The sequence below is a fragment of the Leifsonia sp. McL0618 genome (assembly GCF_049994905.1).
GTDB lineage: Bacteria > Actinomycetota > Actinomycetes > Actinomycetales > Microbacteriaceae > Diaminobutyricibacter.
This window is the reverse complement of record NZ_CP188258.1, coordinates 2,632,492-2,653,729: the sequence shown is the minus strand read 5'-3', so window position 1 is coordinate 2,653,729 and position 21,238 is coordinate 2,632,492. Positions and strand designations below refer to the sequence as shown.

19 protein-coding genes are annotated in these 21,238 nt (G+C 68.4%); 7 read left to right on the top strand and 12 right to left on the bottom strand.

Going from position 1 to position 21,238, the window contains the following annotated elements; translation table 11 throughout:
* The first annotated feature begins 58 nt into the window (after nucleotides 1-58).
* From ACPPVQ_RS12735 to ACPPVQ_RS12725, 3 genes are read left to right on the top strand one after another with little or no spacing between them, the layout of a single operon-like run.
* Nucleotides 59-1,726 carry an MFS transporter gene (locus ACPPVQ_RS12735; protein ID WP_426515468.1) on the top strand — a complete coding sequence of 556 codons (1,668 nt, stop codon included), beginning with the start codon at nucleotides 59-61 and terminating at the stop codon, nucleotides 1,724-1,726.
* Nucleotides 1,723-2,553, top strand: coding sequence for a hypothetical protein (locus ACPPVQ_RS12730; RefSeq protein WP_426515467.1), 831 nt, complete (start codon nucleotides 1,723-1,725; stop codon nucleotides 2,551-2,553). The genes ACPPVQ_RS12735 and ACPPVQ_RS12730 overlap by 4 nt, the downstream gene beginning before the upstream one ends.
* A complete protein-coding gene (locus ACPPVQ_RS12725) occupies nucleotides 2,550-3,158 on the top strand; it encodes a DUF5134 domain-containing protein (RefSeq protein ID WP_426515466.1) in 609 nt (202 codons plus the stop codon). The genes ACPPVQ_RS12730 and ACPPVQ_RS12725 overlap by 4 nt, the downstream gene beginning before the upstream one ends.
* 234 nt (nucleotides 3,159-3,392) lie before the next feature.
* On the opposite strand, the gene ACPPVQ_RS12720 is transcribed toward ACPPVQ_RS12725, so the two are convergent.
* Genes ACPPVQ_RS12720 through ACPPVQ_RS12680 form a run of 9 tightly spaced genes read right to left on the bottom strand, consistent with a single transcriptional unit; the run spans nucleotide 3,393 to nucleotide 12,834 of the window.
* Nucleotides 3,393-4,553, bottom strand: a complete 1,161-nt coding sequence (locus ACPPVQ_RS12720) for an XdhC family protein (protein ID WP_426515465.1) — start codon at nucleotides 4,551-4,553, stop codon at nucleotides 3,393-3,395.
* A 37-nt stretch (nucleotides 4,554-4,590) separates the two neighbouring features.
* Complete coding sequence (locus ACPPVQ_RS12715) at nucleotides 4,591-5,364, bottom strand: SRPBCC family protein (protein WP_426515464.1); 774 nt, start codon at nucleotides 5,362-5,364, stop codon at nucleotides 4,591-4,593.
* Nucleotides 5,364-6,614 carry a vWA domain-containing protein gene (locus ACPPVQ_RS12710; protein ID WP_426515463.1) on the bottom strand — a complete coding sequence of 417 codons (1,251 nt, stop codon included), beginning with the start codon at nucleotides 6,612-6,614 and terminating at the stop codon, nucleotides 5,364-5,366. The genes ACPPVQ_RS12715 and ACPPVQ_RS12710 overlap by 1 nt, the downstream gene beginning before the upstream one ends.
* Nucleotides 6,615-6,627: 13 nt before the next feature.
* Nucleotides 6,628-7,551 (bottom strand): AAA family ATPase, encoded by a 924-nt coding sequence (locus tag ACPPVQ_RS12705; protein ID WP_426515462.1) that lies wholly within the window; start codon nucleotides 7,549-7,551, stop codon nucleotides 6,628-6,630.
* Nucleotides 7,548-8,156, bottom strand: a complete 609-nt coding sequence (locus ACPPVQ_RS12700) for a nucleotidyltransferase family protein (RefSeq protein ID WP_426515461.1) — start codon at nucleotides 8,154-8,156, stop codon at nucleotides 7,548-7,550. Before ACPPVQ_RS12700 ends, ACPPVQ_RS12705 begins: the two co-directional genes overlap by 4 nt.
* On the bottom strand, nucleotides 8,140-9,036 hold the full coding sequence (locus tag ACPPVQ_RS12695; protein ID WP_426515460.1) for an XdhC family protein: 897 nt from the start codon (nucleotides 9,034-9,036) through the stop codon (nucleotides 8,140-8,142). Before ACPPVQ_RS12695 ends, ACPPVQ_RS12700 begins: the two co-directional genes overlap by 17 nt.
* A gap of 31 nt (nucleotides 9,037-9,067) precedes the next feature.
* Nucleotides 9,068-11,461 (bottom strand): aerobic carbon-monoxide dehydrogenase large subunit, encoded by a 2,394-nt coding sequence (locus ACPPVQ_RS12690; RefSeq protein ID WP_426515459.1) that lies wholly within the window; start codon nucleotides 11,459-11,461, stop codon nucleotides 9,068-9,070.
* Nucleotides 11,458-11,952, bottom strand: a complete 495-nt coding sequence (locus tag ACPPVQ_RS12685) for a (2Fe-2S)-binding protein (protein ID WP_426515458.1) — start codon at nucleotides 11,950-11,952, stop codon at nucleotides 11,458-11,460. The genes ACPPVQ_RS12690 and ACPPVQ_RS12685 overlap by 4 nt, the downstream gene beginning before the upstream one ends.
* A gap of 3 nt (nucleotides 11,953-11,955) precedes the next feature.
* Nucleotides 11,956-12,834 carry an FAD binding domain-containing protein gene (locus ACPPVQ_RS12680; RefSeq protein ID WP_426515457.1) on the bottom strand — a complete coding sequence of 293 codons (879 nt, stop codon included), beginning with the start codon at nucleotides 12,832-12,834 and terminating at the stop codon, nucleotides 11,956-11,958.
* Between the two features lie 116 nt (nucleotides 12,835-12,950).
* On the opposite strand from ACPPVQ_RS12680, the gene ACPPVQ_RS12675 reads away from it, so the two are divergent.
* Both ACPPVQ_RS12675 and moaA read left to right on the top strand, forming a co-directional pair.
* On the top strand, nucleotides 12,951-13,916 hold the full coding sequence (locus tag ACPPVQ_RS12675) for a LysR family transcriptional regulator (protein ID WP_426521258.1): 966 nt from the start codon (nucleotides 12,951-12,953) through the stop codon (nucleotides 13,914-13,916).
* 45 nt (nucleotides 13,917-13,961) lie between these two features.
* Nucleotides 13,962-15,029, top strand: a complete 1,068-nt coding sequence (moaA, locus tag ACPPVQ_RS12670) for a GTP 3',8-cyclase MoaA (RefSeq protein WP_426515456.1) — start codon at nucleotides 13,962-13,964, stop codon at nucleotides 15,027-15,029.
* A 90-nt stretch (nucleotides 15,030-15,119) separates the two neighbouring features.
* Here the strand turns inward: moaA and sufU are convergent, their stop codons facing one another.
* Entirely contained in the window at nucleotides 15,120-15,587 is a 468-nt protein-coding gene (gene sufU / locus ACPPVQ_RS12665; protein WP_426515455.1) for a Fe-S cluster assembly sulfur transfer protein SufU, read from the bottom strand.
* Nucleotides 15,584-16,888, bottom strand: coding sequence for an aminotransferase class V-fold PLP-dependent enzyme (locus ACPPVQ_RS12660; protein WP_426515454.1), 1,305 nt, complete (start codon nucleotides 16,886-16,888; stop codon nucleotides 15,584-15,586). The genes sufU and ACPPVQ_RS12660 overlap by 4 nt, the downstream gene beginning before the upstream one ends.
* 115 nt (nucleotides 16,889-17,003) lie before the next feature.
* Here ACPPVQ_RS12660 and ACPPVQ_RS12655 point away from each other — a divergent pair, with 115 nt between their 5' ends.
* Complete coding sequence (locus tag ACPPVQ_RS12655) at nucleotides 17,004-17,300, top strand: putative quinol monooxygenase (protein WP_426515453.1); 297 nt, start codon at nucleotides 17,004-17,006, stop codon at nucleotides 17,298-17,300.
* A gap of 91 nt (nucleotides 17,301-17,391) precedes the next feature.
* Nucleotides 17,392-20,010: a transglycosylase domain-containing protein gene (locus ACPPVQ_RS12650; RefSeq protein ID WP_426515452.1), complete on the top strand. Its 2,619-nt coding sequence runs from the start codon at nucleotides 17,392-17,394 to the stop codon at nucleotides 20,008-20,010.
* Here the strand turns inward: ACPPVQ_RS12650 and ACPPVQ_RS12645 are convergent.
* Entirely contained in the window at nucleotides 19,991-21,094 is a 1,104-nt protein-coding gene (locus tag ACPPVQ_RS12645) for a Fic family protein (RefSeq protein WP_426515451.1), read from the bottom strand. The two genes, ACPPVQ_RS12650 and ACPPVQ_RS12645, sit on opposite strands and share 20 nt — an antisense overlap.
* Between the last annotated feature and the right edge of the window lie 144 nt (nucleotides 21,095-21,238).

Genomic DNA, 21,238 nt, shown 5'->3' with positions numbered 1-21,238 from the left:
TCCTGCACCTTTCGCTCGGTCCACTGCAAGGAAGATACTGGGCTGACGCCGTCCCGGCATGCAGCCGACACGCTCGAACCCGACGGCTGCGAGCGCGGAAGCGGGGCAGAACATGAAGAAGTGGTCCGTCGTCATCATCCTCGGAGCCGCGCAGTTCGTGATGGTGCTCGACGGCACCGTCATGAACGTGTCGATCTCGACCGTCGTGGCCGACCTCAACACGACGGTTTCGGCGATGCAAGCGGCGATCACCTTCTACACGCTGACGATGGCGTCGGTCATGCTGCTCGGGGCGAAACTGGGCGACATCTGGGGCAGGCGACGCGCGTTCGTGATCGGGTCGATCGTCTACGGCCTCGGCTCGCTGACCACGGCCATCGCGCCGAACATCGTGGTCCTCTTCCTCGGCTGGTCCGTGGTCGAAGGGCTGGGGGCGGTGCTCGTGATTCCCGCGATCGCCGCGCTCGTCGCTGACAACTACGCGGGCCGGGACCGGATCACGGCCTTCGCGATCATCGGCGCCGTGTCCGGTGCCGCCGTCGCCGCCGGGCCTCTGATCGGGGGCTTTGTCACCACCTACTTCAGCTGGCGCTACGTCTTCGTCGCCGAGGTCGTGATCATGGCCGTCGTGATCCTGTTCGCGCGCGTGATCGCCGACAGGGCGGGGCGCCGACCGGAACACATCGATATCTGGAGCGTGCTGCTCTCGGCCGCCGGTCTCATCTTCGTCGTATTCGGGATGCTGCAGAGCAAGACCTGGGGCTGGATCACCCCGCTCGCATCCCCGGAGATCAACGGCACGCCGATCCAGCCGCTCGGCATTTCGCTCACCGCCTGGTTCATCCTCCTGGGCTCTGTGCTCCTGTGGGCGTTCCTCGCCCGGCAGCGCCGGCTGGTCGCTACGGGGCGGCCGCCGCTCGTGCACGTCAGCCTCTTCCAGATCCGTCAGCTACGCAGTGGACTGAGTGTGCTCGGGGCGCAGTATGCGGTGACCGCCGGACTCTTCTTCATGGTGCCGGTATACCTGCAGATGACGCTCGGGCTGGATGCGCTGCAGACGGGCATCCGCATCTTCCCCCTCTCGATCTCCCTGATCCTGTTCTCGATCGTGGGCACGCGGCTGTCACGCACCTGGTCGCCGCGGCGCATCGTGCGCGTGGGCCAGTGGATCCTGGTCGGCAGCGCGATCCTCCTTCTTGCCGCGGTTTCGCCCGACCTGCAGTCCGTGCTCTTCGCGGTGGGAATGTTCCTTGCCGGTGCCGCCCTCGGGCTGCTGGCCTCCCAGCTCGGTGCGGTCAACATGTCGAGCGTGACAGAGAAGGAGACGAGCGAGGTCGGGGGACTGCAGGGGGTATTCCAGAACCTGGGATCGTCGCTGGGCACGGCGCTGATCGGCTCCATCCTGATCGGGGCGCTGACGACGTCGTTCGCGGCAGGGGTCGCCTCCAGTACGCTGCCGAGCGACGTCAAGGCGACGATCAGCGCGCAGACGGAGGGTGGGGTTGCCATCGTGCCGGCCGCAACGGTCGACGAGATCGGCAAAGAGAACGGGCTGAGCACGGACCAGGCGAACCAGCTCGCGGCCATCTACACCGACGCACAGCTCTCGTCGCTGGGTACGGCATTCTTCGGCCTGATCGCGATCACGCTGGCCTCCCTGCTGCTCTCGTCCGGCATCCCGAACGAGGTCGCCGGTCGCAAACGGGATGAGGCGAAGACCGGGTGAGCCGGTCCAGCGGGACGCCGGTGGCGGGGGCTCGCGAGGAAGCACCCGGAGCGCCCGCTCCGTTCACAACCGATGCGCGCCGCCGGCTGCAGCTCGCACTCGCAGCACTCTGGCTGCTCGACGCACTGCTGCAGGTTCAGCCCGTCATGTTCACCCCGTCGTTCGCGACAGAGATGCTCGCGCCCACCGCCACCGGCAACCCCGGCTGGATCGCCGCGTCGATCCTCTGGGCCTCACGCCTTGTCGAGCACGCTCCTGCGCTGCTCAACGCCGGTTTCGCCGGCCTGCAGCTGGCGATCGGGCTCGGGATCGCGTGGCGTCGCTCGGTCAGGCCTGCGCTCGCGGTGTCGGTCGTCTGGTCGCTGCTGGTCTGGTGGTTCGGTGAGGGACTCGGCGGGCTGCTGACCGGCGGCAGGGATGCGATGGCCGGCGCTCCGGGGGCGGTGCTCCTGTACGCGGTGCTCGCTGTGCTCCTCTGGCCGACGGCGAAATCGACCGCGGGCAGTTTCGTCGCCGCGCAGCCGGTCGGACCGGTCGCCGCCCGTGTCGTCTGGGTCGTCCTCTGGGGCGGCCTGGTTCTGCTCAGCCACGCCACACCCCTGGGCATCGCGGGGAGCGTCGTCCTGGCGATCGTCGCCATCGCGGTGTTCCTCCCGCCTGCGCTGATGCGCGTCGGCATCGTGATCGCTCTCGTTGCGAGCGCGTGGATCTGGGTCGTCGGGCAGTCGTTCGGCGCTGTCTTCAGCGGGGACGCGACCGATCCCAACTCCGGCCCGCTCCTTGCGCTGATCGCACTCGCGTACTGGCCGTCACGAGGCGAGTCGTGACCGGGCCGGCCTGGCTGGGCAGCGTGCTCGGCGTCATTGTGTTCCTCGCGGGAGCCGCCGCTCTTGTGCGGCTCGTCGTCGCTTGGCGCGTACACCGGCCCACGGATGCGGAGGTCGACATCCACAACCTGCTGATGGGCGTCTCGATGGCCGGGGTGCTCATCCCGCAGCTCCTGATCGCGACCGGCAGCGCGGCGACCTCGGTCTGGCTCGTCGTGTGGATCGTCGTCACGCTGTGGTTCGTGGTGAGCGTTGCGCGCGATGCGGCGCGCGGCGACAGGGAGCGGAGATTCGCCGGGCACCACGTTCCGCACCTGGTCATGTCGGCGGCGATGGCCTACATGTTCGGCGCGAGCGCTGCGCTCGTGCTGCTGCCGGCACTCGCCTACGCCTTCGTCGTGTTCATGGTCGGGTACGCCGTTCTGGTGGTCGACCGGCTGCCCGTGATCGCGATCGCGGGGATCGGGGACGCCCGCGTGATCGGCCGCGCCACCGCTTCGCCGTCGGGCGCGGCCGCCGGTCCGGTTGCGCCGCGGCTCGCCGCAGCGACGAACGTCGTCATGGCTCTCGCGATGGGCTACATGCTGGTGCTGCTTTTCGGCTAAGCCCGACCCTTGGCGAGCACAGGAAAAAGCACCTCATTCTTGCGAATAGAGGTGCTTTTTTCTGTGCTCGACGGCTGGGATGGCTTGGGGCGCGCTCAGACCGCGTCGCGCGCGCCAGACGGAGGTTGTTGACACTCGGGTCTTCCATTTGGGAGGAAGACTTCATGACATCAACACTCTCTGCCTCGGCCCAGCGAGCGCTCGACGCTACTGCTTTCCGCAGACTCAGGTGAGTTACTGACCACTCGGTGCCGACTCATGAGAGCTCTCGACCAGGTCGTCGTGGTGGATGCGCCCGTCGAGCAGGGTGAGCGGCTCGCCGCTTCCGCCCCACTGGCGCGAGATGATCTCGGCCGCGATCGACACGGCGGTCTCCTCGGGGGTGCGGGAGCCGAGGTCGAGGCCGACGGGGCTGTGCAGGCGGGCGAGTTCGGCATCCGTCAGCCCGGCCGCGCGCAGCCGCGCAAGGCGGTCGTCGTGGGTGCGCCGCGAGCCCATCGCGCCGATGTAGGCGAGCTCGGGCCCGCGTAGCGCCAGCTCGAGCAGCGGCACGTCGAACTTCGGGTCGTGGGTGAGCACACAGATGACCGTTCTGGAGTCCACCTGGCCGAGAGCGACCTGCTCCGCGAAGTACCGGTCGGGCCAGGAGACGACGACCTCGTCGACCTCCGGGAACCGGGCAGGCGTCGCGAACACCGAGCGGGCGTCGCAGACAGTCACGCGGTAGCCGAGGAAGGCGCCCAGGCGCGCGAGTGCAGACGCGAAGTCGATCGCGCCGAAGACGAGCATGCGCGGTCGCGGGGCGTAGCTGTCGAAGAAGATGCGCATCCCTTCGTCGAGTCGTTCGCCGTCGGTGCCGTAGGTGAGCGTCGCGTTGCGCCCGGAGGCGAGGAGGCCGAGCGTGTCGGCGGCGATGGCACTACCGGCCCGTTCGGAGGGAAGCTCGCTCGTGAACCGGTCCGGCCACACGATGACGTGCCGGCCGAGCCACTGCGGGTCCGGATGCTCGATCACCGTCGCGACACCCACCGGCCGACCCGCTTCGATGTCTTCGCGCACACCACCGAGTCCGTCGAAGGTACGCCGTGAGACCGGCTGGACGAACACGTCGAGGATTCCGCCGCAGGTCAGGCCGACGGCGAAAGCTTCGTCGTCGCTGATGCCGTAACGCACCAGCCGGGGCACGCCATCCGCCGCCACTTCGGTCGCCAGCTCGTACACCGCGCCTTCGACGCAGCCCCCGGAGACCGAGCCGACCGCCCTGCCGTCGGCGGTCACGAGCATCGAGGCGCCCGGCGGCCTGGGCGCGGAATCGAAGGTGCGCACCACGGTGGCGAGACCGGAGGTGCGCCCGGCATCCCAGTCCGCCATCAGGGCATCGAGAACATCACGCATGTCGATCACTCTCCATAGAGCACCGTCGACTCCAGTCTCACACTCGGCGCCGGCGCCCGCGGCCGATCAGGAAACCTATGAAGCCGACTGCCAGCAACGCCACGGCCAGCTTGGCGGGGTTCTGGAGCTGGTCGACGATGACGCCGCGAGCGAGGCTGAGGGCGTTGAGCGAGTTCTCGGCCGGTGCCGGGGGGCGCGGTGGTGCAGGATGTGTCGGTGGGGTGGGGGTGTCCGCTGTGGATGCGTCGGCGGCTTCCGTCGCAGGGGGCGCGACCGATGTCGCCGCCTCGGCCGCAGGTGTCACCTCGGCCGCAGGTGTCGCCTCGGCTGCAGGAACGCCTGCCGCGCCACTGCCGCCGGACAGCTCCTCCTCGACCATCTTCTGCAGGTTCGACGCGAAGAGTTCCACCATCTGCTGCGTAACGGAGTTGATGATGCTCTTGCCCATGGCGGCTGCCCTGCCCGAGAGGTTGAGTTCGGCATGAACCGTGCCGACGATGGTTTCGCCGTCCTGCGTGAGCTGCATCGTCGCGGTGCCTTCGGCCGTGCCCTGTCCCCGCGTCTCCTGCGCCTTGCCGCCGAATACGGCCCGATGCTGCGCCTCGTCGAGCTCCAGGACGTTGACGGTCCCCTTGTACTGCATCGACACGGGTCCGAGTTTCACCTTCATCCCGACTTTGAGGGTGTCGTCCGACGGGCGCTCCAGGATCTCGGCCCCCGGTACCGATGCCGCGACCCGGTCGAAGTCGAGCAGGACCTTCCAGACGGTGTCGATCGGTGCGACGACCGAGAAACCGGTGTCCAGTTCCATCACGTTCTCCTCATCTCGGCGGTGTACGGCCGGTCGGCCCCGATGGCCGCCGCTACGTCCTGCAAAGCCGCATAACTGTGTCCGCTGACGAATGCGTCGCAGTAGGGGAGCGCCGCCGCCATGCCGCCGACCAGTGGCTGGAACCCGGCCGCGACCTTGCGGGGGTTCACCCACACGATGCGATGGGCGAGCCGCCGCAGCCGCCGCATCTGCGCGGCCACCTCTTCCGGGTCGTCCTGCGCCCACCCGTCGGACAGGATGACGACGATGGCGCCGCGGGCCATGCCCCGGCGCCCGTAGTCGTCGATGAACCGGCGGATGCTGTCGGCCAGCCTGGTCCCGCCCGCCCAGTCGACCACAGTCGCGGCCGCGCGCGCGAGAGCCTGATCCGGGTCGCGCACGGTCAGCTGACGGGTCAGCCGGGTCAGCCGGGTCGAGAAGACGAAGGCTTCGGCTCCCGCGTTGACGACCGCGCCCTGCATCAGGGTGAGGAAGACCCGCGTGTACGGCTCCATCGACCCCGACACGTCGCACAGCAGCACGAGGCGACGCGGACGCGAACGCCGGTGGGCATACACGAGGCGTGTGCCGTCCGTTCCGGTGCGCTGGGCTGTGCGGATCGTGCGCCGCAGGTCGAGGCGGGCGCTGCTGTGAGCCGACGGGCGATGTCGCCTGCTCGCGCGCGTCGGGGTCGCGATGGTGATGTTCTGCACGAGGCGGCGCATCCGCGTGAGTTCGTCCTCGGACAGCTCGGCGAAAGCCGTGTCGTGCAGTCGTTCCTCGGCCGACGCGACGGCGAGCACGGCGTCCCTCTCGGGTCCTGAGTCCTCCTCGTCGTCACCTTCGCGGTCGCTCGTCGGGCCGCCGGGTGCGGGCGGCCGGTCGGAGTCGACGGCGTGGGGTGCTGACGGGCGACTGTCCGGGGGCGTGGGGCGGGTGCGCGCCTCCGAGCCAACGGCCGGGGGCGCGTTCGGGTCGCCCCGGGTGTCGGCCGGGTCGAGCCGGCCGTCGAACACGGCCGAGAACACGGCATCGAAGGTCGGCAGCTGCACGCGTGCCGAGACGAGAATCGTGCGGCAGGTGCGGTAAAGCGAGTCGCGCGAGTCGGGCGGCACGAGGCGGAGGGACTCGGCCAGCCACGCCGTGCGTTCGGGTGAGACGGAGAGGCCGGCACGACGGAGCACCGCGGAGAGCCCGGCAGCCAGCGACGCAGGCTCGACCCGCGGCGCCGACACGGGAAGAACCGTCACGTTCGAGCCTGACTCAGCCACCGGATCCGCCCACCACCCAGTCGGCACCACGTATCGCAGCGAGATCGAGATCGTCGCGGTTCTTCAGCACGGAACCCCAGGTCTGTTCGACGACGGCCGCACCGAGCTGGTCGACGCCGAGGATCGCGAGGGCGGATACCCAGTCGATCGCTTCGGCGATGCCGGGAGGCTTGGCGAGGTCGAGTGTTCGGAGCCGGGTGATCGCCGTGGCGGCGTCGAGAGCGAGGGGCTCAGAACTGCCCGGCACCCGGCGGCGCACGATCTCGGCGATCCGCGCGGCCGAGGGGAAATCGATCCAGTGATAGAGGCAGCGTCGCGTGAGCGCGTCGTGCAGGTCCCTGGTGCGGTTCGAGGTCAGCACGACGATCGGCGGATGCGTCGCGCGGATCGTCCCGAGCTCCGGTATCGTGATCGCGGCCTCGGCCAGCAACTCGAACGTGAACGCCTCGAATTCGGCATCCGCCCGGTCGATCTCGTCGAGCAGGAGGACGGCGGGGCGCGGCCCCTGGTGCTCGATGGCCGACAGGAGGGGCCGGCGCAGCAGGTACTGGGGTGCGAAGAGGTCGGTCTCGTCGATCGTGCGCTCGCCGAGTTCCGCCAGGCGGATGCCCAGCAGCTGGCGCTGGTGATTCCATTCGTAGAGGGCCTCGCCCGCGTCGATGCCTTCGTAGCACTGCAGGCGGAACAGCGGTGTTCCGAGCGCCCGGGCGAGCGCCTTCGCCGCCTCGGTCTTGCCGACGCCCGCCTCGCCCTCGAGGAGGATCGGCTGCGGCAGGCGCACGGCGAGAAAGAGCGCCGTCGCGAGCGCGTCGTCCGCCAGGTAGTCGTCGGCCTCGAGCGCAGACGTCAACGCCGCGACGTCGGGTACGCGCCGCCGCACTTCGTCCTCGGCACCCGCGCGCGCCCGGGCCGTCATCCGGCCGCCTGCAGCTCGGCGAGCACCTTGCGGTAGTCGTCCTCGGTGTCGACATCGGTCGGGATCGCGCCGGTCACGGACACCTCGACGACCTCGGGGGCACGCTGTTCGAGAAGCTTCCACACGGCCTTGTCGCCGTGCATCGCTGCCAGTTCGGGCAGGATGCTGCGGTCGAAAGCGAACGGATGACCGACACCGTTCTCATAGCGGCACACCGCGATCGGTGCATCGCCGCGGCCCCTGAGAAGGGCCTGCACAGTCTCGGGGCGCACCCCCGGCTGGTCGCCGAGCATGAGCACGAGCACGTCGGTGCTGTCGTCGAGCTTCGGGATGGCGGCGGCGATGGACGACGAGCATCCGGCCGCGAAGTCGGGGTTGTCTGCGATCTCGATGCCATCGAGATCGACCACCTGCGTGACCTCGTCCTGCGCACCGCCGAGCGCGACCACGACCTGCGCGAAGCCGCTCCGGCGTGCCACCGCGAGCGCGGCGTCGAGCAGCACGCCGTCGCCGTACGGCAGCAGCTGCTTCGGGCGCCCGAGCCGGCGGGAGCCGCCCGCCGCCAGCACGAGGCCGGCGACGCGGTCGTCAGCGGGCGCCGGCATAACGCTGCGGATCGGCGAGGAAGGAGCTGCGGCAGCCCTCTGAGCAGAAATAGTAGCGGGTGCCGTCGACGTCGGCGTGCAGGCTGGTTTCGATGGCGACCACCTCCATTCCGCAGACCGGGTCGATCGCGGTCTGGATGGGCGGCTCCGTCACGGCGGACCGGGAACGCTCGCTGACGAGTTGCGCCAGGATCGACAGGGCGATCTCGGCGGGGGTCACCGCGCCGATCTCCACGCCCGCGGGTGTGAACACCCTGGCTCGCTGCTCGTCGCCGACGTCGAGCGAGGCGAGCACTGCGGCTCCGCGTCTGTCGCTGGCGACCAGCGCGACATAGCCGACTCCCGCGCGCAGGGCCCGTTCGAGCGCGGGCTCCTCATCTTTGCCATGCGAAGCGACGATGACGGCCGCGTCAGCTGCGCTGGGTGAGACGGCAGAGCCATCCGTCAGCACCATCTCGAAGCCGAGCGGAGCGCCGAGCGCTGCGAGCGCCTGGGCAACAGGCGTCGAACCGACCACGAGCACGGTCGGTGCGGGCACTTCAGGTTCGAGGAACACGTCGATCGCGCCTCCGCTCAGACAGGGGTTCGAGACCTCGACCGCGCCCTCTTCGTGCACATGCGAGGGCTCACCCGGCACGACGCGCAGGAGAACAGGCTCGTTCGTGCTGAGCGCGCGCAGGCTGTACTCGCGCACCGATGCCTCGACGCAGTTGCCGCCGACGAATCCGTGGATCTCACCCGTCGAGCGCACGAGGGCCACGTCGCCCGCGCGCGCACTGGTCGGGTGCTGCGCGCGGACGACGGTTGCGCGCACGAACGGTTCGCGGCGGGAGCTGAGTTCCGCCGCGAGGGTCGCCTGTGCATCCTTCATCGCGTTCATCGGTGCAGGTCCATGGGTTCGCGGGAGCCGATCACACCGGGGGAGTCGCCCGGCCCTGCATGGCCGCCCAGACCCGGGCCGGTGTGCACGGCATGTCGATCGACGTCACGCCCAGCGGCGACAGTGCGTCGATGATCGCGTTGACGATCGCCGGGGGAGAGCCGACTGTCGCGGACTCGCCGATGCCCTTCGCGCCGATCGGGTGGTGCGGCGACGGGGTCACGGTGAAGCCGGTCTCCCAGTTCGGCACCTCCATCGCCGTCGGGATCAGGTAGTCCATGAACGAGCCGCCCAGGTTGTTGCCGTCTTCGTCGAACTCGATGATCTCCATGAGCGCCATGCCGACGCCGTCGGTGAGTCCGCCGTGCACCTGGCCCTCGATGATCATCGGGTTGATCCGGGTGCCGCAGTCGTCGACGGCGATGAACCGCCGTACCTTGACGACTCCGGTGCCGGGGTCGACATCGACGACGCAGATGTAAGCGCCATACGGGAACGTCAGGTTCGGTGGATCGTAGGTGACCTCGGCATCCAGACTGCCCTCGACGCCTTCGGGCAGCGCGACGGTGCCGACCGTGCCCAGCGCGATCTCGACCATCGTCTTGCCGACACTCGGGTCGCCCTTGACGAACCAGCGACCCTTCTCCCATTCGAGGTCTTCCGGGCGGGTCTCCAGCATGGCCGCCGCGATGAACCTGGCCTTCTCGCGTACCTTGCGGGCGACGAGGGCGACGGCGCCGCCGCTGACCGGGGTCGAGCGGCTGCCGTAGGTTCCCAGCCCGAACGGGGTCTGGTCGGTGTCGCCGTGCACGACCAGGATGTCTTCCGGCGGTATGCCGAGCTCCTCCGACACGATCTGGGCGAACGTCGTCTCGTGGCCCTGGCCCTGGGACTGCACGGAGAGGCGCACGACGGCTTTGCCGGTCGGATGCACGCGCAGCTCTGCACCGTCGGCCATTCCGAGCCCGAGGATGTCCATGTGCTTGCGCGGGCCGGCGCCGACCGTCTCGGTGAAGAACGAGATGCCGATGCCCATCAGTTCGCCGCGGGCGCGTTTCTCCTCCTGTTCGCGCCGCAGGTCTTCGTAGCCGGCGAGCTCCATCGACAGGCGCATGGTCTTCTCGTAGTCGCCGGAGTCGTACTCCCACCCGGTCTTGTTCGGGTACGGGAACTGCTCGGGCTTGATGAAGTTCTTCAGCCGCAGCTCCGCGGGGTCCATGTCGAGCTTGTGGGCCAGCGCGTCGACCATCCGTTCGACGAGGTAGACGGCCTCCGTGACGCGGAACGAACAGGCGTAGGCGACACCGCCCGGGGCCTTGTTCGTGTAGACGCCGGTGACTTTGCAGTACGCGGCTTCGAGGTCGTAGCTGCCCGTGAAGATGTGGAAGAACCCGGCGGGATACTTTGTCGGTTGCGCTGTGGCGTTGAAGGCGCCGTGGTCGGCCAGCACATTGGTACGCAGACCCAGGATCTTTCCGTCCTTGGTCGCCGCGATCTCGCCCTGCATGATGTAGTCGCGTGCGAACGACGTGGACATCAGGTTCTCGCTGCGGTCCTCGACCCATTTCACCGGGCGCCCGGTGACGATCGAACCGACCGTTGCGAGGATGTAGCCCGGATAGATGCCGACCTTGTTGCCGAAACCACCGCCGATGTCGGGGGAGACGATGCGGATCTTCTGTTCGGGGATGCCCGCGACCATCGCGAAAAGCGTGCGGTGCGCGTGCGGCGCCTGCGTCGTCTCGTACAGGGTCAGGTGGCCGTCGATCGGGTCGAAGTCCGCAACGGCGCCGCAGGTCTCCATGGGGGCGGGGTGCACCCGCGGGTACACGACCTCCTGCGACACCACGACATCCGCGGCTGCGAACACCGCCTCGGTCTCGGCCGCGTCGCCGGCCTCCCAGTCGAAGATGTGGTTGTCGGTCCGGCCTTCGAGGTCGTCACGGATGACCGGGGCACCAGGGTCGAGCGCCTTGCGTGCATCGATGACCACCGGCAGCATCTCGTACTCGACGTCGATCAGTTCGAGGGCGTCGCGAGCCGCATACCGGTCCTCGGCGACGACGAACGCGACCTCCTGGCCCTGGAACCGCACCTTGTCGGTGACGAGTACGGCCTGCACATCGTAGGAGAGCGTCGGCGCCCACGCGAGGTTCAGCCCTTCGAGGTCCTTGCCGGTGATGACGGCGAGCACTTTGGGGCTGGCGAGCGCCTGGCTCGTGTCGATGGAGACCAGCCGGGCGTGAGCGACCGGCGCGCGGAGGATGGCGCCGTGCAGCATGCCGGGCAGCACGATGTCGTCGACGTAGTGCCCTTTGCCGCGAACGAATCGCGGGTCCTCCTTGCGCTGGAGCCGCCCGTAGCCGATCGGCCGGTCTGCGTCTCCGGCCGCCGGGTTGTGTGCGTGTTCTTCGACGATGGTCATGCGTCCACCTCTTCTGGTGCGTCGGCGGGTTGCGCCGGATGCTCTGCTGCCCACTGCACGGAGCGGACGATCGTCGCATATCCGGTGCAGCGGCAGATCTGGCCCGAGATCGCTTCGCGGACCTCGAGCTCGGTCGGGTGCGGGTTGCGATCGAGCAGGGCGCGGGTGGTGAGCATCATGCCGGGGGTGCAGAAACCGCACTGCAGGCCGTGCTCCTCCATGAATCCCTGCTGGATGGGATCGAGGGTGCCGCCGGTGGCGAGCCCTTCGACCGTGCGCACATCGTGGCCGTCCGCCATCGCTGCGAGCACGGTGCACGACTTCACCGGCAGCCCGTCCATCAGCACGACGCAGGTTCCGCAGTTGGAGGTGTCGCATCCCCAGTGCGTGCCGGTGAGGCCGAGGTTGTCGCGGATGAAGTGCACGAGCAGCACACGCGGTTCGATGTCGCGGGTGATCTCCTCGCCGTTCATCGTCATGGTGACCTGCATGGTTCAGCCTTCCTGTGTGCCGGCCGCGCGGGCGCACGCACGCCGCAATGCCCGTCGGGTGAGTTCGTCGGCGAGGTGCCGTTTGTAGTCGACCGGGCCGCGCTGGTCGGCGACCGGCTCGCAGGCGGCTGCCGCGAGCGCACCGACCTCGGCGAAGAGGTCTTCGCCCGGTGACCTGCCGGCGACGAGTTCGCTCACGCCGGCCACGGTTCCGTCGAGGTTGACCGCGGTGACACCGACTGCCGCATCCGCGATCGTCCCGTCTGCCGCGAGCGTGGCTGAAGCCCCTGCGGCGACGACGGCCCAGTCGCCGACGCGGCGTTCCACCTTCTCGTAGGCGCTCGACGTGCGGGGACGCACCGGGAACCGGAGCTCGCACAGCAGTTCGGCCGGGGCGAGCGCCGTCTCGTACGGTCCGACATGGAATTCCTCCATGGTGAGCGTGCGCTCGCCGCCGGGTCCGCGTGCGACCGCGATCGCACCGAGAACGTCGCAGACGGTGGACAGGTCCTCCGCCGGGTCCGCCTGGCAGAGCGAGCCGCCGATCGTGCCGCGGTTGCGAACGACGGGGTCGGCGATGACACGTTCCGCGTCGGTGATGATCGGCAGCAGCCGGGCGATCTCGGGCGAGTCGAGCAGGGCGGCGTGCCGCGTGAGCGCACCCACGCGCACCTGCTCGTTCTCGACGGTGATGAAGTCGAGCTCGTACAGGTTGTTGATGTCGATGAGCCACTCCGGCCTGGCAAGCCGGAGCTTCATCATGGGCAGCAGGCTGTGGCCGCCGGCGATGACCCTCGACTCGGGGCCGTGCCGTTCGAGCAGTCCGATGGCGTCTTCGACGCCGGTTGCGCGCGCGTAATCGAATGGAGCCGGGATTTGCACAATGCACTCCTTCGCGGGCCTGCACGACAATGTGCAGCCCCCGTTGGGGAAAGTGTTGCTCCGCCCTGATGCGAGTGTCAATATCGAGTTAAGCGAAAGGTTATGACGCCTTGTCGATGACGCTGAGCCAGTTGAGGGCCTTCGCGCTGGTAGCGAGACTCGGGTCTTTGCGCGCCGCCGCGGCCGAGCTCGGCATCAGCGAACCGGCGGTCTCGTCCGCCCTCGCTTCGCTCCGCCAGGACCTCGGCGACCCGCTGTTCGTTCGGTCCGGCGGCGGTATCGCGCTGACGCCGGGCGGCCGGATGCTCGCAGACCACGCGCAGGAGATCGTCGCTCTGGCCGACCAGGCCCGCTGGGACGTCGCCCATGCCGACGCCGCGCGCCCGGAACTGCGCGTGCTCGCGACGGCCGCGTTCGCTGAACACGCGGCGGGCCGGCTCTTCGACGTGTTCACCCGCTGGGTGCCGGCGGCATCCGTCGACGTGGTCGTCGAGTCGGCAGCGGATGTCGCAGCCCTGCTCAAGGACCGCGCCTACGACATCGCGCTCGGCGCCCGCCCCTCCAAAGCGGACGAAGCGACGATGGAGGTCGTGCCGTTCCTGCGGTACCAGCGCATCCTCGTCGCAGCGAGATCGCACCGGCTGGCCTCCATGCACGGCCCGATTCCGCTTGCGCAGTTGTTCGCCCACCAGTGGTTCGCCGGGTCGGCCGGAATCGAGGAACCGACGGAGGAGGGCCGCTGGCTCACCCATCTCGCGGGCGTTCCGCGCGTCGTCCGGCTCACGAGCGAGACGGACGCCCTGGCGGCCGTGCGCGCCGGTGAGGGGATCATGCTCGCCCTCGCGCACGCGGTCGCCGCCGAGCTGGAGGGCGGATCCCTGGTCCGGCTGCCGGTTGCCGGCACGCCGGTGGGTGGGCTGTGGTGGGCGACGATCCTCGACCGTGGCCGGGCGAGCCTGACCGCCCGCGTCCTGCAGCGATTCGTCACGACAGCCGAAGCCACGGCCGCGATGGTGGCCCCCGGCGGATCGCGGGGGCTGTCCGGGCGGGGTTCGAAGGTGCATGTCGCGCTGTGGACTTGATGCGCGTTTTTGGGTGGCGTGCCACCGAAGACGTACAGTGACACCATGACCCAGGTCACCGTGGGCATCCCACGTATCCGTCGCGACCCGGCGCAGATGCCGAGCCTTGCCGATCGCCCGGAACTCCCGGGGCTCGTCGACCGGTTCGGCCGCGTCGCCCGCGACCTGCGCGTATCCGTCACCGAGAAGTGTTCGCTGCGCTGCACCTACTGCATGCCGGAGGCCGGGCTGCCCGCGATCGCGCGCGAAGACCTGCTGACTCCGGCCGAGATCGCACGGCTCGTCGAGATCGGTGTGCGCGACCTCGGCATCCGCGAGGTGCGGTTCACCGGCGGCGAGCCGCTGATGCGTGCCGACCTCGAGGAGATCATCGCGCGCAGCGCCGCCGTCGCCCCGGGTATCGACCTGTCGATCACGACCAACGCGGTCGGACTCGAGCACCGCGTCGCACGCCTGGTCGCCGCCGGGCTGACCCGCATCAACATCTCGCTCGACACCGTCGACCGCAAACATTTCGCGGAGCTCACCCGCCGCGACCGGCTCGACTCGGTCTTCGCGGGCATCCGAGCGGCGCACGCAGCAGGACTCGCCCCGCTGAAGCTCAACGCGGTGATGATGCGATCGACACTCGACGATGCGCCCGACCTGCTGTCGTGGGCGATCGCCAACGGATGCCGGCTGCGCTTCATCGAACAGATGCCCCTCGACGCCGACCACACCTGGACGCGCGACAACCTCGTCACGGCGGCGGAGTTGCTCAGCACGCTCGGGGAGCGTTTCGCGCTGACCGAGATCGGCCGCGACGACCCGTCGGCACCGGCTGAGGAGTGGACCGTCGACGGCGGACCGCACACGGTCGGCATCATCGCCTCGGTGACCCGTCCGTTCTGCGAGAACTGCGACCGCACCAGGATCACCGCGGAAGGAACGGTGCGCTCGTGCCTCTTCAGCGACGAGGAGACCGACCTGCGGCCGCTGCTGCGCGGCACAGCGACCGACGATGAGATCGCCCAGTGGTGGCGCGGCGCGATGTGGGGCAAATGGGCGGGCCACGGCATCAACGCGGCCGACTTCATCCCCCCCGACCGCAGCATGGGCGCCATCGGCGGCTGAGATCCGTCGAGCCCAGGAAAAAGCACCCCGAATCGCGATTTTGGGGTGCTTTTTCCTGTACTCGACGAGGCGCCGAGGGCCCGGACCGCGTCAGGCGCGGGTGAGGGCGTCTTCGAGCGCGACCCAGGCGAGCATCGCGCATTTGATGCGTGCGACGTACCGGGATGCCCCGGCGAGCACGACCGCATCGCCCAGCAGTTCCTCGTCGCCGTCGATCGAGCCTTTCGACTGCATCATGGTACGGAACGCGCCGATCCTTGCGTCCACCGCTTCGCGGTCGAGGTCGCGGATGACGTCGAACAGGAGGGATGCGGACGCCTGCGAGATCGCGCAGCCGTGGCCCTCCCAGCTCACCGTCTCTACGCGCCCGCCCGACGCATCCGTGCGGACGCGGAGCGTCACCTCGTCACCGCAGGTCGGATTGACCTGGTGGGATTCGGCGTCCGACGGTTCGGTGAGCCCGTACCCGTGTGGTTTGCGGGCGTGATCCATGATCACTTCCTGGTAGAGCTCGCGCAGGGGCATCCCGTCGGCCGTGGCCGCGCCGTGGTCGCTCATCGCCCGACTCCGAAGAACGGGCGCACGTCGGCGACGGCATTCAGAAAGGTGTCGACCTCATCCGGGGTCGTGTACAGGTAGGTGCTCGCCCGGGTCGTGGCGGTGACCCCGAAGCGGCGGTGCAGGGGCTGTGCGCAGTGATGGCCGACCCGAACAGCGATTCCGAGGTCGTCGAGGTACTGGCCGACATCGTGCGCGTGCACTCCGTCGACGTCGAAGCTCGCAAGCCCGGCCCGGTCGTGGCCGGGCCCCGGCCCGAGAACCCGGATGCCCGGAATCCCGGCAAGGCCTGTCACGAGCCGCTGACCGAGGGCGGACTCCCAGTCGTGGATGCGGTCCAGTCCGACCCCGTCGAGGTACCGGACCGCCTCGGCCAGGCCGATCGCCTGCGACACGCGCTGCGTTCCGGCCTCGAACCGCTGCGGCGCCGGAAGATACTCGGCGTGGTCCAGGGTCACCGTGGTGATCATCGAGCCGCCGGTCAGGAACGGCGGAAGCGCATTGAGGAGGTCGGCGCGACCGTAGAGCACGCCCACCCCGGTCGGCCCGAGCATCTTGTGGCCGGAGAATGCGGCGAAGTCGACGTCGAGCGCAGGGAGGTCGAGCGGGCGGTGCGGTACCGACTGGCAGGCGTCGAGTACGGCGAGTGCGCCCGCGGCATGGGCGAGGGCGACCAGCTCCCCGACCGGGTTGACGGTGCCGAGCACATTCGAGACATGCGTGAAGCAGACCAGCCGGGTGCGGTCGCCGATCACGCCGGCCGCCGCCGCGAGGTCGAGCCGGCCCTCATCCGTGAGCGGGATCACCCGGAGCGTCGCGCCGGTGCGCGCCGCGAGCTCCTGCCAGGGGATGAGGTTCGCGTGGTGTTCCATCTCGGTCACGACGATCTCGTCGCCGTGGCCCAGGCGGAAACGTTCGGCCGCCTCTCCGCCTCGGCCGACGCTCGCGTTCGAGATGGCGTAGGCGACGAGGTTCAGCGCTTCGGTCGCGTTCGACGTCCAGACGATCTCGTCGTGACCGACGCCGACAAAGCGTGCCACCGTGGTGCGCGCATCCTCGAACAGCTCGGTGGCCTCGGCGGCGAGTGTGTGTGCGCCCCGGTGCACGGCGGAGTTGTGGTGCTCGGCGAAGCCGACCTCGGCGTCGATCACCGCGCGGGGACGCTGCGAGGTCGCACCCGAGTCGAGATAGACGAGCGGGTGCCCGTTCACCCGCTCCTGCAGGATCGGGAAGTCGCGGCGCAGGCGTTCGACATCGACGGTGGTCAGCGCTCGCGTCGTCGGGTCGGCAAGTGTCATCATCCAAGGCTACGCCGAGGAAATGGTGCTTGTGCTGGCTGTGACATTGTTGCGAGCCGGCGCCCAGGTGTCGGCGGCGGCGTACATTCGGGGTGGAAGCTGCGAATGGAGAAGCACGATGACTGTGAAACTCGGAATTCTGGCACTGCTCGACGCGAAGCCCGGCAAAGGAGACGAACTCCGCGCGTTCCTCGAAGGCGGCCAGGCGATCGCTGCCGCCGAGGAGGGGACCGTCACGTGGTACGCGTTCAAGGTGAACGACACGACCTACGGCATCTTCGACACCTTCGAGACCGAGGATGCCCGCCAGGCGCACCTGAACGGCGAGATCCCGAAGGCGCTCGGGCAAGTGGCCCCCGATCTGCTCGCCCAGGACCCGGACATCCGCGCCATCGACATCATCGCCGTGAAATAGGTGCGTGCGCGCCGAGGCTTTGTGAAAGTTTAGACAGGCTTCCCACCGTCGCGTCAGGCAAACACAAGGAAATCGGTGGGACGGTGGAAGCGTGGACACCTCCCCGCACTCCTTCCGTCGCGACCGGATGGCCGACCTTTCCCGGCGGCTCGACCCGTTGCGGCGTTACGAGATCACCCCCGCGCGCACCCGTCTGGGCGTGTTCGCACAGATCGGCGTCGCCTGCCTGATGGCTGCGGTGCTGGTGGCGGCCGCCGTGCTCCCGGGTCTTCTGGGAGTGGGTGCGGCCGCGTCTGCGGGGATCAACGGCTTCAACCAGCTCCCGTCCGAACTCAAGATCGCACCATTCGCACAGGACTCGGCGCTCTATGCGAAGAAGGGTGGAGTCGAGGTTCCGATCGCGTCGTTCTACGCGCAGAACCGTGTGAACGTGTCGTGGAACGCGGTCGCGCAGACCGTCAAGGATGCGACGATCGCCGCAGAGGACCCGCGGTTCTATTCGGAAGGCGCCGTCGACATCCTCGGAACGGTGCGCGGAGCGCTCTCGACCGTCAGCGGCGGCTCGCTGCAGGGCGGTTCCTCCATCACCCAGCAGTATGTGAAGAACGTCGAAGTACAGCAGTGCGACGCCCTCACCGATGCGAAAGCGGTGCAGTCCTGCTACCAGAACGCAGCGGGGGTCACCCTGACACGCAAGGTACAGGAGATGCGATACGCCGTCGGGCTCGAGAAGGAGTACAGCAAGAACCAGATCCTGATGGGTTATCTCAACGTTGTCGGCTTCGGTGGCCAGATCTACGGGATCGAAAGCGCGGCGCATTACTACTTCGGCACCTCGGCCTCGCAGCTGAACGTCGTGCAGGCGGCGACCCTGGTGGCCATCCTGAACAATCCGTCGAACCTGCGCATCGACCAGCCCAAGGACACAGCCAACGGAGCCGCGAACGGCTACAAGCTGACCAAGGAACGCCGCGACTACGTGCTCGACCGCATGTACGTCAACCACAAGATCACAGCGGCACAGCGCACGGCGGCCAAGGCGACACCCGTGAAGCCCGTGATCTCGCCGACAACGTCAGGCTGTGCCACAGCCGCCCAGTACAACGCAGCCTTCTTCTGCGACTACGTGCGCGACGTCGTGCTCAACGACCCGGCGTTCGGCGCGACCTCGTCCGACCGGTGGGCGACACTCAACCGTGGTGGCCTGAAGATCTACACCACGCTCAACCTCGACCTGCAGTCGGCCGCCCAGAAGTCTCTGAGTTCCTACATTCCAGCGTCGCAATCCGGCATCGACCTCGGCGCATCGAACGTCTCGACCGAGACGGGCACGGGGCGCATCCTCACGATGGTCGAGAACCGTTCGTTCAACAACACCGACCAGAGCGTCCCCGGCACGACGGCCGTCAACTACAACACGGATGAGGCGTACGGCGGCTCGCAGGGATTCCAGACCGGCTCGACGTTCAAGGCTTTCGACCTCGCGGCCTGGCTCGAAGCCGGGCACAGTCTCAATGAGACGATCGACGCGACTCATTTCGACTTCCCGACCTCCGACTTCACGAACACCTGTGCCAACATCGCGGGGCCGGACTGGCAGGTGTCCAACGATGAGGGCTCGGCCGGCTACCTGTCGGTGCTGGACGCGACAGCAGCGTCGGTGAACTCGGCCTTCGCGATGATGGCGACGAAGCTCGACCTGTGCTCCATCCTGAACGCAGCCAAAGGTCTGGATGTGCATCCGGCGTCCACGCACAATCCGCTGAATTCCTTTCCATCGATGGTGCTCGGCACCAACTACATTTCGCCGCTGACGATGGCCACCGCCTATGCGGGCATCGCGAACGGCGGCGTGGTCTGCACTCCCATCGCGATCGACCGGGTGGTCAACGCCGACGGGTCGGCCCACGCCGTCACCCCGTCGAAGTGCACGCAGGGGCTGGCCCCGAACATCGCAGCCGGCGTGACGTACGCCCTGCAGGGCGTGCTGCGCGGGGGAGGAACGGCAGCGAGCGCGAACCCGCAGGATGGCGTGCCGATCATGGGCAAGACGGGCACGACCGACAACTCCCTGCAGAACTGGCTCGTGACTTCAACCAGCAAGGTGTCCACCGCGACCTGGGTGGGCAACGTCTCCGGTGCGACCCCGCTGCGCAGCCTCACCTTCAACGGTGTCGGCGGCGGCAACGTCAAATTCGAGATCGCGCGGCCGATCCTCCAGGCGATCAACGCCGTCTACGGCGGTAACCCCTTCACCGCTCCGTCGGATGCGCAGCTCTACGGCACGCAGCTCACTGTTCCGGATGTCTCAGGCCAGGCCCCGCAGGCGGCCCAGTCCGAACTGCAGAACCTCGGCCTCACCGCGACGATCGACGCGACACCGGTCGACAGTTCGCAGCCGGCCGGTCAGGTCGCGTCGACGAACCCGTCGGCCGGAAGCCAGGTGAGCTCGGGCGATTCGATCACGATCCAGGTGAGCAACGGAAGCGGCGCGCAGACCGCGACCCCGGGCGCCACGGGGACCATCCCGAGCGGGCTGGTCGGACAGACCGTGGCGAATGCCGAGTCTTCGCTGGCTGCGGCCGGCTTCACGAACGTGACAGTCAAGGGCACAGGCAGGAGCGACCCGAACGCGATCGTGACCGCAGTTGCGCCCGGCGAAGGGTCTCAGGCGCCGACGGACTCGCCTGTCAGGCTGTCGACGGGGTAGTTCCAGCGGAGGGGTCGCCCGACGCCGGTTCACCGGACGAGGCAACGGCTTGGGTACGAATCGCTCGCGCGGCGAACGCGTCGAGCGCCGTGATCACTCGGTCGGCGATCCAGATTCGGTTCCGTTTCTTCGAGTTGGTGGGGTGGAGGATTCCGCGCTCTACAAGCGTGTCCAGTGCGCGATATGCCGACGCGGCAGAGATACCCAGACTGACGGTCGCGAGATGGCCATTGATGACGGGGTGCTCGATCGCGAGGAGGGCGAGTCGGCGGCCGGAGTGGTCGGACCGTATCCCGGACAGGGATTCTTGCCAGTCGAGACGGATCTGCTGAAAGTCCGCAACCAGGGCGCGTCCGTTTCGGACGGCGAACCCTGCCGCTGCGGAGAAAGCTCTCACGATCGGATCGAGTTCACCGTTTCGGTATGCGTCGAGTGCGTCGAAGTAGCCGTTCACGTCGCGCAGGAGTCCGGCAGAGACCGGAACCGCAACATTTGTGGTTGTGCGGGCACTGCGGAGCATCGCCTGAACCAGGGCGCGACCAGTGCGGCCGTTGCCGTCGGGGAAGGGGTGGATTGTCTCGAACTGCGCGTGAGCGACCGCAGCCTGGGTGAGAGGAGGCACGTCTGTTCGGCCTATGAACGCGACGAGGTCGTCTATGGCTGCCGGAACGCGGTCTTGGTGCGGAGGAACGAAGGTGGCGCCGTGGGGGCTGAGGTTTGACCCGCCGATCCATACCTGCTCGCCCCGAAAGGCGCCGGTGATTTCCGGGACGTGGTCGGAAAGCAGCGCGGCGTGCATGGCGATGATGCTGTCGCTGTGGATGCGATCGGACAAGGACAGCGCAGCCTGCATCGCGTACACATTGCGGATGATGAGCGATGCGTTTCCGGTGTCGCGCTCGCCGAGTTCGGTTTCGGCAATGGCGCGTGCTCCACTCGTGAGGTTCTCGATCTGAGAAGAGGACGCTGACTCGCTACGCAGGAGGATGGATGCGAACGGGAGCACTGCAGTGCCCATCTCGGCGTCAAAACGTGTGAGCAGCGCTGACGCCTCAGCTGACTCCGCCGCCACGTCCGCGCTCACCGGAACAGCGAGTTCGGCGATGAGAGGAGTGATGGCCGCTCGGTATGGCCCGCGACTGTTCTCCCACTGGCTCCGCGTGAGATCATCACGGCTATATCGAGACGTCCAGGGTCGCGGTTCTGAGGTGAGCGCCGGCCACGAGGT

Excerpts from the sequence above, each read along its gene's own strand:
- sufU (WP_426515455.1), bottom strand. The coding sequence starts at position 15,587 with ATGAGCGACCACGGCGCGGCCACGGCCGACGGGATGCCCCTGCGCGAG.
- ACPPVQ_RS12685 (WP_426515458.1), bottom strand. The coding sequence starts at position 11,952 with ATGCAGGTCACCATGACGATGAACGGCGAGGAGATCACCCGCGACATC.
- ACPPVQ_RS12700 (WP_426515461.1), bottom strand. The coding sequence starts at position 8,156 with ATGCCGGCGCCCGCTGACGACCGCGTCGCCGGCCTCGTGCTGGCGGCG.
- ACPPVQ_RS12705 (WP_426515462.1), bottom strand. The coding sequence starts at position 7,551 with ATGACGGCCCGGGCGCGCGCGGGTGCCGAGGACGAAGTGCGGCGGCGC.
- ACPPVQ_RS12655 (WP_426515453.1), top strand. The coding sequence starts at position 17,004 with ATGACTGTGAAACTCGGAATTCTGGCACTGCTCGACGCGAAGCCCGGC.
- moaA (WP_426515456.1), top strand. The coding sequence starts at position 13,962 with ATGACCCAGGTCACCGTGGGCATCCCACGTATCCGTCGCGACCCGGCG.
- ACPPVQ_RS12720 (WP_426515465.1), bottom strand. The coding sequence starts at position 4,553 with ATGCGTGATGTTCTCGATGCCCTGATGGCGGACTGGGATGCCGGGCGC.
- ACPPVQ_RS12675 (WP_426521258.1), top strand. The coding sequence starts at position 12,951 with ATGACGCTGAGCCAGTTGAGGGCCTTCGCGCTGGTAGCGAGACTCGGG.
- ACPPVQ_RS12660 (WP_426515454.1), bottom strand. The coding sequence starts at position 16,888 with ATGATGACACTTGCCGACCCGACGACGCGAGCGCTGACCACCGTCGAT.
- ACPPVQ_RS12690 (WP_426515459.1), bottom strand. The coding sequence starts at position 11,461 with ATGACCATCGTCGAAGAACACGCACACAACCCGGCGGCCGGAGACGCA.
- ACPPVQ_RS12715 (WP_426515464.1), bottom strand. The coding sequence starts at position 5,364 with ATGGAACTGGACACCGGTTTCTCGGTCGTCGCACCGATCGACACCGTC.
- ACPPVQ_RS12695 (WP_426515460.1), bottom strand. The coding sequence starts at position 9,036 with ATGAACGCGATGAAGGATGCACAGGCGACCCTCGCGGCGGAACTCAGC.
- ACPPVQ_RS12735 (WP_426515468.1), top strand. The coding sequence starts at position 59 with ATGCAGCCGACACGCTCGAACCCGACGGCTGCGAGCGCGGAAGCGGGG.